The organism is Micromonospora sp. WMMA1947, from assembly GCF_027497355.1.
Lineage (GTDB): Bacteria > Actinomycetota > Actinomycetes > Mycobacteriales > Micromonosporaceae > Micromonospora.
On sequence record NZ_CP114909.1, the window covers coordinates 3503019 to 3516843 of the forward strand.

Annotated in this window: 13 protein-coding genes and 1 riboswitch; of the genes, 3 read left to right on the top strand and 10 right to left on the bottom strand. The window is 75.5% G+C overall.

Annotated elements, in window-relative coordinates:
* Positions 1-5: 5 nt before the first annotated feature.
* Positions 6-1142 (bottom strand): alcohol dehydrogenase catalytic domain-containing protein, encoded by a 1137-nt coding sequence (locus O7604_RS16845; protein WP_269704689.1) that lies wholly within the window; start codon positions 1140-1142, stop codon positions 6-8.
* Positions 1139-1582, bottom strand: coding sequence for a hypothetical protein (locus O7604_RS16850; protein ID WP_281577078.1), 444 nt, complete (start codon positions 1580-1582; stop codon positions 1139-1141). The genes O7604_RS16845 and O7604_RS16850 overlap by 4 nt, the downstream gene beginning before the upstream one ends.
* 152 nt (positions 1583-1734) lie before the next feature.
* On the opposite strand from O7604_RS16850, the gene O7604_RS16855 reads away from it, so the two are divergent.
* Entirely contained in the window at positions 1735-4524 is a 2790-nt protein-coding gene (locus O7604_RS16855) for a LuxR C-terminal-related transcriptional regulator (protein ID WP_281577079.1), read from the top strand.
* A 3-nt stretch (positions 4525-4527) separates the two neighbouring features.
* On the opposite strand, the gene O7604_RS16860 is transcribed toward O7604_RS16855, so the two are convergent.
* The 4 genes from O7604_RS16860 to O7604_RS16875 form a co-directional block, all read right to left on the bottom strand.
* Positions 4528-5082, bottom strand: coding sequence for a DsbA family protein (locus tag O7604_RS16860; RefSeq protein WP_281577080.1), 555 nt, complete (start codon positions 5080-5082; stop codon positions 4528-4530).
* The gene (locus O7604_RS16865; protein WP_269704693.1) at positions 5079-5576 is read right to left on the bottom strand and encodes a redoxin domain-containing protein; all 498 of its coding nucleotides are present in this window, start codon (positions 5574-5576) and stop codon (positions 5079-5081) included. The genes O7604_RS16860 and O7604_RS16865 overlap by 4 nt, the downstream gene beginning before the upstream one ends.
* Before the next feature lie 59 nt (positions 5577-5635).
* Entirely contained in the window at positions 5636-6310 is a 675-nt protein-coding gene (locus O7604_RS16870; RefSeq protein ID WP_269704694.1) for a BON domain-containing protein, read from the bottom strand.
* Between the two features lie 159 nt (positions 6311-6469).
* Positions 6470-6874 carry a hypothetical protein gene (locus O7604_RS16875; protein WP_269704695.1) on the bottom strand — a complete coding sequence of 135 codons (405 nt, stop codon included), beginning with the start codon at positions 6872-6874 and terminating at the stop codon, positions 6470-6472.
* Between the two features lie 419 nt (positions 6875-7293).
* Between O7604_RS16875 and O7604_RS16880 the strand changes: the two genes are divergently transcribed.
* Both O7604_RS16880 and O7604_RS16885 read left to right on the top strand, forming a co-directional pair.
* Positions 7294-7653: an STAS domain-containing protein gene (locus tag O7604_RS16880; protein ID WP_013287849.1), complete on the top strand. Its 360-nt coding sequence runs from the start codon at positions 7294-7296 to the stop codon at positions 7651-7653.
* 101 nt (positions 7654-7754) lie between these two features.
* The gene (locus O7604_RS16885; protein WP_269704696.1) at positions 7755-8207 is read left to right on the top strand and encodes an SRPBCC family protein; all 453 of its coding nucleotides are present in this window, start codon (positions 7755-7757) and stop codon (positions 8205-8207) included.
* 24 nt (positions 8208-8231) lie between these two features.
* On the opposite strand, the gene O7604_RS16890 is transcribed toward O7604_RS16885, so the two are convergent.
* The 4 genes from O7604_RS16890 to O7604_RS16905 all read right to left on the bottom strand — a co-directional run bounded on the left by O7604_RS16890 (position 8232) and on the right by O7604_RS16905 (position 13755).
* Positions 8232-9311: a hypothetical protein gene (locus tag O7604_RS16890; protein ID WP_269704697.1), complete on the bottom strand. Its 1080-nt coding sequence runs from the start codon at positions 9309-9311 to the stop codon at positions 8232-8234.
* 4 nt (positions 9312-9315) lie between these two features.
* A riboswitch (cyclic di-AMP (ydaO/yuaA leader) is annotated at positions 9316-9446 on the bottom strand.
* Positions 9447-9589: 143 nt separating this feature from the next.
* Positions 9590-10504: a cation diffusion facilitator family transporter gene (locus O7604_RS16895; protein WP_269704698.1), complete on the bottom strand. Its 915-nt coding sequence runs from the start codon at positions 10502-10504 to the stop codon at positions 9590-9592.
* A 94-nt stretch (positions 10505-10598) separates the two neighbouring features.
* Positions 10599-12716: an AAA family ATPase gene (locus O7604_RS16900; protein ID WP_269704699.1), complete on the bottom strand. Its 2118-nt coding sequence runs from the start codon at positions 12714-12716 to the stop codon at positions 10599-10601.
* 124 nt (positions 12717-12840) lie between these two features.
* On the bottom strand, positions 12841-13755 hold the full coding sequence (locus tag O7604_RS16905) for an alpha/beta hydrolase (RefSeq protein ID WP_269704700.1): 915 nt from the start codon (positions 13753-13755) through the stop codon (positions 12841-12843).
* Positions 13756-13825 lie beyond the last annotated feature (70 nt).

A 13825-nucleotide genomic window follows, 5' to 3' on the forward strand; every position in this document is an offset into this window, starting at 1 on the left:
CACCTTCACGGCGTGAAGACCACCCGGACGCAGCCGTCGGCCCGATCCCGGAACAACGCGTACCCCTCGGCGCCGCGCTCCAGCGGCATCCGATGGGTGGCCAGATGCTCGGTGACCAGCTCGTCGCGGGCCATCCGCTCGAGCAGCGCCGGGATCGCGTCCCCGCCCCGGCGCCGCGCGGCGCGGACGGCGAGTCCCTTGTCCGCGAGCGCGCCGAGCGGGAACCGGTCCACGAAGCCGGGCCGGGCGTCGAGCACCACCACCACGCCGCCCTTGCGGCAGGCGTGCACCGCCTCGCGCAGCGCCGACCCGGCGTCCGGCTCGGCCACCGGCCACCGGCCCGGCGCGGCCGGCACCCCGGAGGCGTCGACGCACACGTCCGGCCCCCGGCCGCCGCTGCGCTCGCGCAACTCGGCGAGCACGTCCACGTACCTGTGGTTGAGCGCCTCCACACCGTCGTGCCCGGTGACCATCCGCAGCCGGTCGTCCCGGTCGTCGACCACCACCACCCGGTCCGCGCCCCGGGCCACCGCCGCGTCGGCGGTGAGCTGACCGACAGCGCCCGCACCCCACACCGCCACCACGTCGCCGGGGGCGACCTCGCCCAGCTCGGCGCCGTACCAGCCGGCCGGCGCGGCGTCGGCGGCGAACACCGCCCGGTCGTCGCTGACCGACTCCGGTACGGCGAACGCGCCCACGTCGGCGTACGGAACCCGCACGTACTCGGCGTGACCACCGGCGAACCCACCCAGCCGGGCCGGGCGGCCGTAACCGCCGGCGGACGGCTGCCCCCACTCCGGCTCGGCAGTCACGCCGCTCGTGCCGTTGTCGCAGCAGGCCGGCAGCCCCTGCCGGCAGAACCAGCACGCCCCGCAGGCCACCGCCGCGCCCACCACCACCCGGTCGGCGACCCGATGCCGGCGTACGTCCGGGCCGACCTCGACCACGTCGCCGAGGAACTCGCGTCCGAGCACCTCCCCGGCGGACGCCTCGGGTACCCGCCCGCCCAGGAGCGGCAGGTCCGCGCCGCAGGTCGTGCTACGCCGGACCCGGACGATCATGTCCTGGGCGTTGCGCAGCTCCGGGTCCGGGACGCGGCGCACCTCCACGAGACCGGCACCGGCCCAGCACAGCGCCCTCACGGCAAGGCCCCCGGCCGGTCCAGCGGCGACGGGTCGGCCGCCAGCACCTCGCCGGTCTCCAGGAGCTGCTTGGTCTGCCGCAGCACGTGGCGCAGGAACCGGCCCGGGTCGTCGCCGACCAGGTGCGCGGCGAACCCCGGCAGCGTGCACTCCCCGCCCAGCGGGCGGGCCGCCAGTTCGGTGCCGCGCCCGCCGGGCGCCGGACGGGCCCACACCTCGACCGCGCCGTCGAGGCGGCGCAGCGGCTCGGGCCACCGTCCGGCCGGGAGCACCTGCTCGGGCGCCGCGGCCACCGTCACCACCTGCCACCGGCCCGGCCGCGGATCGATGGCGGCGCGCCGTGCCCGGTGGCGCGCCAGCATCCGCGCGCCCGCCGGAGCGAGCACCCGCGCGCCGGCCAGCGCCAGCGCGCCGGCCGCGAGCCGTCTGCTCCGCACCACCTGACCTCCCGCCGTCCCCGGGCGCCGGCCCGTCCCGGCCTGCCCCGCGTGACTACAGGGTGCGCGGCGCCCGGGTGAGCGGGGTTCGCCCGGAAGGGGTGAACCGGCGCGGTGCGGGTAACCGCTGCCCGCACCGACGGGGGGAGGGACGCATGCCGGAGGAGGCAGACCAGGCCGTCACCGCACGCAGCGGCACCAGCGACATCACCGGTACGCCCGATCTGCTCGGCCTCGACTCACCCGATGTCGCCGGTGGTGCGCCGTCCGGTGGCCCGCCGCTGCTGGCGTCCCGGTTGACGCCGCCCGCGCCACCCGAGCCGGTCCTGCTGCGTCCCCGGCTGCTGGACCGGCTGGAACAGGGCGCGTCAGGGCCGGTGACGCTCGTCTGCGCGCCGGCTGGCTGGGGCAAGACGACGCTGCTGTCGACCTGGGCGCAGGGGGAGCGGGACGGGCCCGCACCGTCCTGGGTGACGGTGGCCGAGGGCGAGACGGTCCGGCGGCTCTGGGGCTATCTCGCGGCGGCCCTGCGTACCGCTGCCGCCGGCGACCCGGACGACGGGCCGCCGCCGGTGCCGGACGGGCCGCCCCGGCCCGAGCAGCTCGAGACGCTCGCCGCCGCGCTCGCCGCCCGGGAACGGCACGTCCTGCTGGTGCTGGACGATTTGCACCGGGTCACCGACCCGGCAGCTCTGACCGGGCTGGAGTTCCTGCTCCGGCACACCGACGGCCGGCTACGGCTGGTGGCGGGCGCGCGCAGCGAACCACCGCTGGCGCTGCACCGCTGGCGGCTGGCCGGCGAGCTGACCGTGATCGGCGCCGACGACCTGGCGTTCACCGCCGACGAGGTGGCCGACCTGCTCGTCGCACACGGCGTGTCGGTACCCGTCCCGGCCGTGGCCCGGCTGGCCGAGCGCACCACCGGCTGGCCGGCCGGACTGCGTTTCGCCGCGCTCGCGCTCGGCGACGGCACCGACCCGGCGCGCGCGGTGGAACGGTTCTCCGGTGACCAGCCGGACGTCGCCGCGTACCTGCGGGACGAGGTGCTCGCCCCGCTGGAACCGGCGACCCGCGACGTCCTGCGCCGGGTGGCGGTGGCCGTCGCGGTCCATGCCGATCTGGCCGCCGCGCTGACCGGGCGGCCCGACGCCGGGCACCTGCTCGCCGAGGCGGCCCGGCAGGGCGGTTTTCTCCACCGGGACGGCGGCAGCCCGCAGTGGTACCGGCCGCACCCGCTGCTGGCCGACGTGCTCCGGGACGAGCTGGACCGGCTGCCCGTCGACGAGGTGCGCGAGCTGCACCGGCGGGCGGCCGGGTGGTACGCCGCCCACGACCGTCCCGCCGACGCGCTGCGGCACGCGCTCCTCGCCGGTGAGTGGGCCGACGCGACCGAGCTGCTCGTGACCCGCTGGCCCGAGCTGGCGCCGGACGAACCGGCCGCCGTACCGGCCCCACCCGAGCCGCCCGCCGAGGCGGTCCGCCGGGATCCGGAGCTGGCGCTGGCCGCGGCCGCCGAGCGGGCGTACGCCGGGGATCGGGCCGCCGCCGACGTGCAGCTGCGGCGGGCGCTGGCCGACGCCGGCGACCTGCCCGCGCCGCGCCGCGACCGGTTCGGCCGGCTGGCCGCCGCCGTGGAGCTGAGCCTGGCCCGGCTCGACGGCGACCACGAGGAGGTACGCCGGGCCGCCGACCGCCTGCTGGCCACCATCGCGGCGGGCGAGCCCCCGAGCGGCCCGGACGCCGGCAGTGCCGTCGCCGGTGATGGCGGCGATCCGCGTGCCGGGACGGCCGAGCGGGACGACGTGCGCGCGGTGGCCGGTGCCGCGCACGGGCTGGCCGCGCTGGCCGAGGGGGAGCTGTCCACCGCCCGGGACCGGTTCGGCGCCGCGCGGGAGGCGGCGCGGCGGGCCGGGCGGCCGCGTACCGAACTGCTCTGCGTCAGCCGCTCGGCGCTGCTGGAGGCGGCCCGGGGCGCGTTGCGGGCCGCCGAGGAGCTGGCCCGGGAGGCGCTGGCGATGCCGCCGTGCCAGGGCTGGTCGTCCCGGTCCGACTGCGGCTACGCGTACCTGGCGCTGGCGCTCGTGGACTGGCAGCGGGACCGGCCGGCGGAGGCCACGGCCCACCTGGCGCTCGCCGGGCCGGCCGGCGCGGAACCGGGTGGCGCGGCGATCACCGCGCTCTGCCGGGCCGGGCTGCTGGCCGACGGCGGCGACCCGGGCGGCGCGCTGCGCACGCTCGCCGAGGCGCGGACCGTCGCGCCCGGGCCGGATTTGGGCGAGTGGCTCACCGCCGAGGAGGCGCACCTACGCGCCGTCGTCGGTGACGTCGACGGCGCGCGGGCGCTGCTCGACGCGGCCGGCGACGGGCCGGCACCGGCGCTGGCCGCCGCGCGACTGCGGCTGCGCGCCGGTGACGCCCACGCGGCCGGGCGGACGCTGCCCGACTGGACCGCGCCCGGCGCGGCGGACTGGCCGCTGCCGGTGCGGTTGGGCGCCGGGCTGCTCGACGCGGCACTCGCCGATGCCTCCGGTGACGCCCGGCGGGCCGGCCGGCTGCTGGAGGAGGTGCTGGCGCTCGCCGAACCGGACGGCTTCCGGCGCGTCTTCACCCGGGCCGACCCGGGGGTACGGGACCTGCTCGCCGCGCGCCTGGACTCCGGCACCGCGTACTGGGCCACGGTGAGCGAGCTGGTCCGGGGCGTGGACGCGCAACCGGTGGCCACGGCCGGCGACGGTCCGGCCCGGGTGCTCGACGAGCCGCTCACCGAGCGGGAGCTGACCATCCTGCGCTACCTGCAGAGCATCCTGTCCAACGTGGAGATCGCGGCCGAGCTGTCGCTGTCGGTCAACACGGTGAAGACGCACGTGCGCAACATCTACCGCAAGCTCGACGCGACCCGCCGGCGGGACGCCGTCCGGCGGGCGCGCGAGCTGCGATTGATCTGACCGTCAGCCCTCGTCGGCGGCGGCGTCGACCACGGCGAGCAGTTCGGCCAGGTCGTAGCCGCCGTCGTGGCGGACGTCGTTGACGAACAACGTCGGGGTGCCGTTGACGCCGCTGCGGATGCCGCCGACGAAGTCCTGCCGGACCCGGTCGGCGTGCTCCTGCCGGCCGACCTCACCGGCGATCTCCTCCGGCGACAGGCCGATCTGCTCGACGCCCAGCGACAGGTGCACCGGGTCGAGCTGGTCCTGGTGCTGGTAGAGCCAGTCGTACATCTCCCAGAACCGGCCCCGCGCCGCGGCGGCCTCGGCGGTCTCCGCGGCGCTCTCCGCGTACGGGTGGACGTTGGTGATCGGGAAGTGCCGGTACGCCAGCCGCACCACCTCGGCCCGCTGGCGCAGCACCTCGGCCAGGTTCGGGTACGCGGCGCCGCAGTACCGGCACTGGAAGTCGCCGTACTCGACGATCGTGACCGGCGCGTCCACCGGCCCGCGGACGTGGTCGCGTTCGGTCACCGGGATCCGCAGCCGCGCGGTGGTGACCTGAAGTGGCGTGGTCATCGGGCACTCACCCGCCGATCCGCGTCCAGCTGTTCGAGCGCGTCGAGGATGCCGTCCACACCCGGGTTCACCTCGGGCGGGGACAGGTGACTCCAGGCCACCCGGCCGTCCGGGTCGACGACCACCAGTGCCCGGTCCGACTGCCCGCGCGGCGCGTACGCCCCGTACCGGCGCGACACCTCGCCCTTGGGCTCGAAGTCGGCGAGCAGCGGGAACCGGATGCCCCGGCTCTCCGCGAACGCCCGGTGCGAGTCGACGCTGTCCACCGAGATGCCCAGCAGCACCGCGTCGTACCGCTCCAGCTCGGGCAGGGCGGCTTGGTACAGGGTCATCTGCTCGCCGCAGACCGGTGACCAGTCCGCCGGGTAGAACGCCAGCACCACGGGACGGCCCCGGAACTGCCCGGGGCCCGTCTCGCGCCCGTCCGGCGCCGCCGGCAGCGTGAACCGGGGCGCGTCCTGGCCCGGTGTGATCAGCCCGTTCGGATCACTCATGCCTCCCACCATGGCCCCGGCCCGGGTGAGGCGGGCTCACCCGGGCGGGGTGGTTCCGGTCAGCGCACGACGAGGTGGTTGTGCACCTCCCGGATGCCGGGGGCGTTCCACACCACCCGCTCGATCTCCTCGCGTTCGACGGCCGAGTGGACCTGCCCGTCCAGCAGCACCGTGTCGCCGTGCACCCGCACGTCGACCTCCTCGGCCTCGGTGGCGCGGTTGCGGGCCAGCGCGTCCACGATCCGCTCGGCCAGGTCACGGCCGTCGGGGTGCACCGCGGGGCGCACGGCGATGCCGTTGCTCACCCCGCACACGCCGGTGAGGCGCGCGACCGACCGTTCGGCGGCCCGCCGCTGGTACTCCCACTCGACCTCGCCGTGCAGCGTGACCCAGCCGTCGGCCACCGTCACCTGCAACGCCTCGATCGGCACGAACGCGTCCCACTCCAGCGCCCGTACGGCCGCGACGGCGATCTCCGGATCCTCCCGCCCGGCCGCGGTGTCGATCCGGACGGCGAGGTCGTTGGCGACGGCGCGGACCCGGAAGACGCGGTGCGCGGCCCGCTCGGCGGCCCACTTCTTGGCGTAGCTGTCCACCCGGCCGGTGAGCGTCACCACGCCCTCGGTGACCGTCACCCCGATCTCGTCCGGGCCGACCCGCGGCTCCCAGGTCAGCTCGTCGAGCACGGCGGACTGGATGTCCCGGTCGGTACGGGTGATCGTGTCGGTGGCCATCCGGCTCTCCCTCCCGTCGATCGCGGCGCGGGCACGTGTCCCGCACCCGCGATCCTGCGCGCGTCCCGGGTGAGCGGCCCTCACCCGGCCGGGGTGAGGCAGCACGACGGCCGCCCCCGGGAGTCCCGGGAGCGGCCGTCGTCGGGTCGTACGGGTGGGTCAGCCGTCCAGGCCGGCCGGGGAGTTCGGCCGGTCCACGTCCACGAACTCGATCTCGTCCGCGGCGCGGTCCCGGCTGCCGGCGGCGCGTGCCGCGGTGCCGGCGGCCCAGCCGATCGCCGCGCCCGCCAGCGCCGCCGCGATCAGCAGCGTCCACGGCAGCGCGGGCCGGCGGCCGGCGAGCGCGTCGAAGGCGAGGGAGGCCCGGCGGCGTGCCTCCTCGGCGGCGGAGCCGACCAGGTCGGTCGCGTCGTCGGCCAGGCCGGAGGAGCTGCGGCGGGCGGTCCGGGTGGCGTCGCGCACGCTGTCACCGGCGGAACCGACGGCGGAGAGCAGGTTCTGCCACGCCTGGTCGGCGACCCGCTCGGCCTTGCCCCGGCGGTCCAGCAGGTTGGATCCGAACATCGTTCTACCTCCTCGGGTGCCGAAGGCCGGCGGCCACTTCGGACTCCGGTGTCCATCCGGCGGGTTCACTGTCTCGGGCAGTGCCCCACGGGCGGGCGCGGCAAACCAGGCGGGCGTCACGGGCAGGCCGGACAGCGAACGGGACGAACACTCGAACGCGCCGGGACCGGTGCCGACGGGACGTGCGTGCGCCCGCTACCCTGGTCGGCGGATCGGCGGGCCCACCCGGTCGCACGGTTGGCCGCGACCCGCCAAACAGGGGAAACTGGAACCCGGAGGTCCGGATTGGGTACGCCCAGGTGTGCCCAGTTCGCGAATTGCTCATCCCGGGGGGTGGCGACCGGGCCGTTGGAGGAATACTCTCGGTCGCGGCCCGCGTACTGATGAGGCGCCCGTCATGGGCGAGTGGAGGTGCTCGCGTGAGCCTGTCGATCGTGAAGTCGGTGCGGCCGGGTGGTGTCGTCCAGATCGCGCCCCGTGGGGAGATCGACGTCGACACCGCGTACGAGGTGCGGGAAGCGATCGCCGAGGTGCTCGCGAAGGGCCGTCCCTCGCGAATCGAGCTGAACATGCGGCTCGTCACGTTCATCGACTCGGTCGGCATCAGCGCCATGGTCGCGGGCTTCCAGACCTGCGAGGTCAGCGGCGTCAAGCTCGTGGTCACCGAGCCGAGCCGGTTCGTGCACCGGCAGCTCTGGGTGACCGGCCTGCTCGGCCTGTTCGGCGCGCCCGAGCCGTGGTTCGCCGACGACACCCCCGAGGTGCTGCCCGGCGCCTGAGCGCCGTTCACACCCCCTGCTGCCAGGGGACCTTCTACCCGTTGCCAGTCCGGCGTCGGTACGGGACGATCGTCGCGACGCACGACGGCGAGGGGGCCCGCTTGCAGAGCAGCGACAGCTTCAGCTACACCGTGCAGGCCCGGTGCACCCGGGCCGAAGCGGTGGCGCTACTGGGTGACCTGAGTCGCCAGGGCGAGCTGCATCCGCTGATCGTCCGGGTCCGGAAGCTGCCGGCCCGGCCGGGCGCGCTGGCCAGCTACGCGATCACCGACCGGCTGCAACTCGGCCCGATGCACTTCCCGGTCACGTACCAGGCGGACGTGCTGATCGCCGGCGAGGACGAGGTCGTCACCGTGGCGCGTCAGCAACCCGCGACGACGGTCCGCAACCACACCCGCCTGCGCGACGAGCCGGACGGCACGGTACGCATCGACGTGGAGATCACGCTCACCGCACCGGCACCGCTGTTCGGGTACGCGTTCCGCCAGGCCCGGGCGGCTCACCTGGGCCTGGCGGCGCGTCTCGGGGCGACCCTGGAGGGGCGGCCGGCCTGATCCGGCCGCCCCTTCCGGGCGCGCTCAGTACACCGACAGGTGCACGTGGTTGGTGTGGTCGCTGGACGGGTCGCCGTTGCCGCCGCTGTACGACTTCCACCCGCTGCTGGGCAGCCAGATCTGCTTGAACCAGATCACGTAGAGCACGGCGAGCGGGTCGGCGTTGCGCACGAAGTACGCGGCGAGGTTGTTGCCGTACGTCCGGTCACCGCCGCTGGCCACGCCGCCGAAGCCGTTCTTCTGCGCGGCGAAGTCGCAGGCCCGCCCCTTCGGGTGCTCACCCGAGCCGCTGGGCCGGTGGCACGAGACGTACCGGGTGAAGCCCGCCGCCTTTGCCTGTTGCAGCGCGTGCAGTGTGCGCGGGGTGATGCAACCGTTCGCCGGGGTCGGGTCGTTGACGCTGCACGACTCCGACGGCCAGGAGCCGTCCGAGTTGCGCGGCGCCGGCTTCGCGTTCTTGTTGGAGGTGCCCTGGACGCTGCCGCCGCCGCTGGTGCTGCTGCGCGAGGCGCGGTCGTTGGCGACCTCCAGGGCGCGCTCGGCCTGCTCCTTGCGCTTGCCCATCACCGCGACCTGCTTGCGCTGCTCGCGGATCTCCCCGTCGAGCTGGGCACGGGTGCGGGTGGCCTCGTCCCGGGTGGTGATCAGGTCGCGCAGCGTACGGTCCTCGTGCGCGGCGACCTGCTCCAGCGCTGCGGCCCGGTCCATGAAGCCCTCCGGGCTGCTGCTGCCGAGCAGCGCCCCGGCGGTGCCCAGGCGGCCGTTGCGGTACGCCACCGCGGCGATCTCGCCGACCTTGGCGTCGCGGACGGCCAGCTCGGCGCCGACGGTCTTGAGCTGGTCGTTCAGTTGCTTCTGGCGGGTCACCGACCGGTTCAGCGCGGCTTTCGCCTCCAGCCAGCCCTTGCTGGCCGCGTCGAGCTGGGCGCGCAGTTCCGGCGTGCCGCCCTCGTCGTCGCCGCCGGGTGCGGCGGCGAGCAGGCCGGTCGCCGGCGCCGCGGAGGCGGGGGAGACCGGAACGGTCGCGACGCCGAGGGCCAGCGTCGCGACGAGCAGGGCCGCCAACCGGGCGGCCGTCCGTCGTACAGGTGCCACTGGGGGCATTCACACGTCCTTCCGTCAACGCCGACCGGGTTAGCTGACGGGTTCGGGACGGAAGATCCCTACCGCTGACGCGGATGCACCCCACGTACGTGGTTCCCCGGCTCGCCCCTGCGGACGATTAGGCGACGGCCGCCCCACCGGGGCCGGTGGCGCCCGCGGGTGCGGCCGCGACCGAGACTACCGGCGCTGCCCGGGCACGGCTCCGTCGAGCAATGCCACTAGGCGGGGCAAAACCGGCATAAGACTACAGCAGTCACAGTGATTTAAGTCTGTCCTAATCACCACTCGGTCTTTCCGCACACTCCGGCTGACGCTCCGGGCTCGACCTGCAACGTGGCGTGATCGATGGAGAAGTCCTCGTGCAGGGCGGCCCGGGCGGCGGCCAGCACCCCGGCCGGGTCCACGCCCGGGTCGGTGGTCAGGTGCGCCGAGGCCACCTCCATGCCCGAGGTGAGCGTCCAGACGTGCAGGTCGTGCACCTCGGCCACACCCGGCACGGCGGCCAGCCGGTCGTGCACGGCGGTGACCTGGAGGTGTTCCGGCGCGGCCTGCACCAGGATGCGGACCGCGGCCCGGCCGAGCCGCCAGGTGCGCGGCAGGATGAACACGCCGATGCCGACGGCGACGAGCGGGTCGGCCCACCACCAGTCGGTGACCGTGATGATCAACGCGGCGGCGATCACGCCGAGCGAGCCGAGCAGGTCGCCGAGCACCTCCAGGTACGCCCCGCGCAGGTTGATGCTCTCCTTCGACCCGGCGCGCAGCAGTGCGAACGCGACGATGTTGGCGAGCAGGCCGAGCACCGCCACCACGAGCATCGGGCCGGCCAGCACCTCCGGCGGCTCGCCGAACCGGCGTACCGCCTCGATGAGGACGTAGACCGCGACGGCGCCGAGCAGTACGGCGTTGGCGAGGGCGGCGAGCACCTCCAGCCGGTAGAGCCCGAACGTGCGCTGCGGGTCGGTGCCGGCGCGGCGGGTGGCGGAGATCGCGGCGAGCGCCATGCCGATGCCGAGGACGTCGGTGAACATGTGCCCGGCGTCGGAGAGCAGCGCGAGCGATCCGGTCGTGAAGGCGGCCACCGCCTCGACCACCATGAGGGCGGCGAGCAGCGCGAAGGCGGCCCAGAGGCGGCCCCGGTGGCGGTGTGCCGCGTTGGCCACCGCGCCGCTGTGGTCATGACCTGCGCCCACGCCAACACCTTCCCTGCCCCGTACCGGCCAGGCTCAATGTATGTTCACATCGCTATGTATGCAAGTGAACTGTGGGTGGCGCCGACGCGGCCACTCACCCCACCGGATCGAGCGTGGTGAGGCGCTGGGTGGCGCGGGACAGCGCGACGTAGAGCGTGCGTACGCCCGAGCCCGGGTCGGCCCGGATCTCGCTCGGCGCCACCAGCACCACGCCGTCGTACTCCATGCCCTTGGCCTGGAGGCTGGTCACCACCTGGAGGCGGCCCGTGCCGAGCGCGCCCAGCCAGCCGGCCACCTCGTCCCGGCGGGGCACCGGCGTGATCACACCGACGGTGCCCTCCACCTGCGCGAGCAGCGCCTCGGCCGCCTCGACCGTGGCCGCCGGCAGGTCGGCGGCGGGCACCGTACGCTCCACCGGCGGCACGCCCGTGGACCGCACCGCGTCGGGCAGCGGCAGATCCGGGTAAAGGCGGCGGATCTCCGCCGCCGCCACCGCGAAGATCTCCGCCGAGTTGCGGTAGTTGGTGGTCAACTCGTAGCGGTGCCGCTTGCGCCGCCCCAGCGCCTGGTCGCGGGCACGGTCCAGCTCCTGCGGATCGCCCGTCCAGGCCGTCTGCGCCGGGTCACCGACCACCGTCCAGGACGCCAGCCGGCCGCGCCGGCCGATCATCCGCCACTGCATCGGCGAGACGTCCTGCGACTCGTCGACCACCACGTGCGCGTAGTCGCGGTAGTCGGCCGGACGCTCCCGCGCCGCCGCGCGGGCGGCACGCTGCCGGTCGGCGTACGTGCTCAGCTCGCGCACGCCACCGGCGAGCTGGTACGGATCGCGCTTGGGCCGGGCCCGCTGCACCGGCTTGCCGAGCAGCGCGTCCAGCTCGTCCAGCAGCGCGATGTCGGCCACCGTCAGCCCCTCGGTGCCGAGGCTCCGGTACGCGTCGGCGAGCAGCCGGATCTCCGCCGAGGAGAGGACGCCCCCGGCGTAGCGGCGCAGCCGGTCCGGGCGTGCCAGCCAGTCCAGCACGTGCCGTGGGTGCAGCCGGGGCCACCACGCCTTGAGGAACTCCCGGAACTCCGGCCGCTCGATGATCTCGTCCTCGAACGCGGGCTGCTCCGGCAGCCGGCCCACCCGCAGCGTGCGGGCCTGGGCGTAGAGCGCGGCCAGGACGGCGTCGAACGCCGCCCGGCGTACCTCGTTGCGGCGCGCCCCACGGGCGAGCGTCCGGTCCCGGATCGCGTCCAGCGCGGGGCGTTCCAGGCGCAGCAGCTCACCCCGGTACAGCAGGCGCAACTCGGCCGGGGAGTCCGGCACCGCGTCGCGGACCGCGCGTTCCAGCACCCGGCGCATCCGCAGCGATCCCTTCACCGCCGCCACGTCCGGCGGGTCGGTGCGGGACGCGGACAGGCCGGGGAACAGCGAGCCGAGCGAGCGCAGCGTGGCGGTCTCCTCGCCGAGCGAGGGCAGCACCGAGGCGATGTACTCGACGAACACGCCGGACGGGCCGACCACCAGGATGCCGCCGCCGGCGTACCGGGCCCGGTCGGAGTAGAGCAGGTACGCGGCCCGGTGCAGCGCCACCGCCGTCTTGCCGGTGCCCGGGCCGCCGGAGACGATCGTGACGCCGTTGCCGGGGGAGCGGATCGCCTCGTCCTGCTCGCGCTGGATGGTGGCGACGATGTCCCGCATGCCACGGCCGGTGGCCCGGGACAGCGTGGCCAGCAGCGCCCCGTCACCGACCACCGCCATGTCCGGCGGCGCGGCCTCCGGGTCCAGCAGGTCGTCCTCGATCCGGGTGACCTTCTCCGAGGCGGACTGGATCGTGCGCCGGCGCACCACGCCGCGCGGCTCGGCGGGCGTCGCCTGGTAGAACGCGGCGGCGGCGGGCGCCCGCCAGTCCACCACCAGCGTCTCCGCGTCCACGCCCCGCACACCGAGGCGGCCGACGTGCAGCACCTGACCGGTCCGCAGGTCCAGCCGGCCGAACACCAGGCCCTCGTGCTCGGCGTCCAGCACGTGCCGGCGCTGGGCGGCGTGGAAGACCATCGCGTCCCGCTCGACCAGCGCGCCGAAGTTCCCGACCCGGGCCAGCCGGTAGCCCTCCCGCTCGGCGTCGGCCGCGGACCGGCGCAGTTCGGCCAGCCGGGCGTACACCCGGTCGAGGTGACGCTGCTCGGCGGCGATCTCCCGGTCCAGCGTGGTCTGGTCGGTCAACGCGGATGCTCCTGTGTTCGGAGGGCACGGCGGGCTGAATGAGGGTACGGGCCGCCGGCAACCGGCACATCGGGGCATGCCGCGCACGTGGCGTACGTCTGCCCCGCTCGCGGGCGGGAGACGCTCAGAGGCGGGTCGCCGGGCGGTCGGCCAGCACCCGGTCCAGCACGCCGGCGAGGGCCGCGTTCACCTCGTCGGGGCGCTCCATCATCAGCATGTGCCCGGCACCCGGGCAGACGGTCAGCTCCGTGGTGGGCAGCGCCGCCGCGATGGACTCGGCGCACGGCGGCGGGGTGAGCCGGTCCCGGTCCCCGACCAGCGCGGCGGCCGGCAGCACGCCGAGCGCGGCCAGCGTCTCCAGCCGGTGCTGGGCGCCGATCGAGGCGCGGAAACCACCGATCGAGCGCAGCGTGGCCCGGGCCACCGCCGAGGTGACCAGCCGGATGTCCGCCGGGTCGCAGCGGTCGCCGAACAGCATCCAGCGGATGCTCGGGCGCAGGGCGCGCAGCAGCGCGTGCGGGGGCCGCCAGCCGCCGCAGCGGGCCAGCACCCCGGCGCCGGTGGTCTCGGCCAGGCGGATCAGCCGGGTGATCCGAGGGGAGAGGCCGTACGCGGTGTGGGTGTGCCCCTCGGCGGTGGTGGAGACGAAGACCAGCCCGGCGGTCCGGGCGGCGAACCGGTCGGGGTGGCGGTGGGCGTACTCCATCACGGTCATGCCGCCCATCGAGTGCCCGACCAGGACGACCGGCCCGGACGGGACGATCTCGTCGACCACCGCCGCCAGGTCGTCACCGAGCTGGGCGAGGGTGGCGTCGCGCAGCGCCAGGCAGCTCGACCGGCCGTGGCCGCGCGCGTCGTAGGTGACCACCCGGACCCGGCCGCCGAAGCGTTCCCGCAGCTCGGCGACCTGGCGGTGCCAGCTGCGCCCGTCCAGCGTCCAGCCGTGCAGCAGGACCGCGGTGACCTCGGCGTCGACCGGCCCGGTGACGGTGACGTGCAGGCGTACGTCGTCGGGGAGCCGCAGTTCCAGGTCCGGCATCGTCCACCTCCCGGGCCCACCGGTGTGTGTCCACCGGATGACCCGGCGGTGACACCGGCGTTACCCGCCA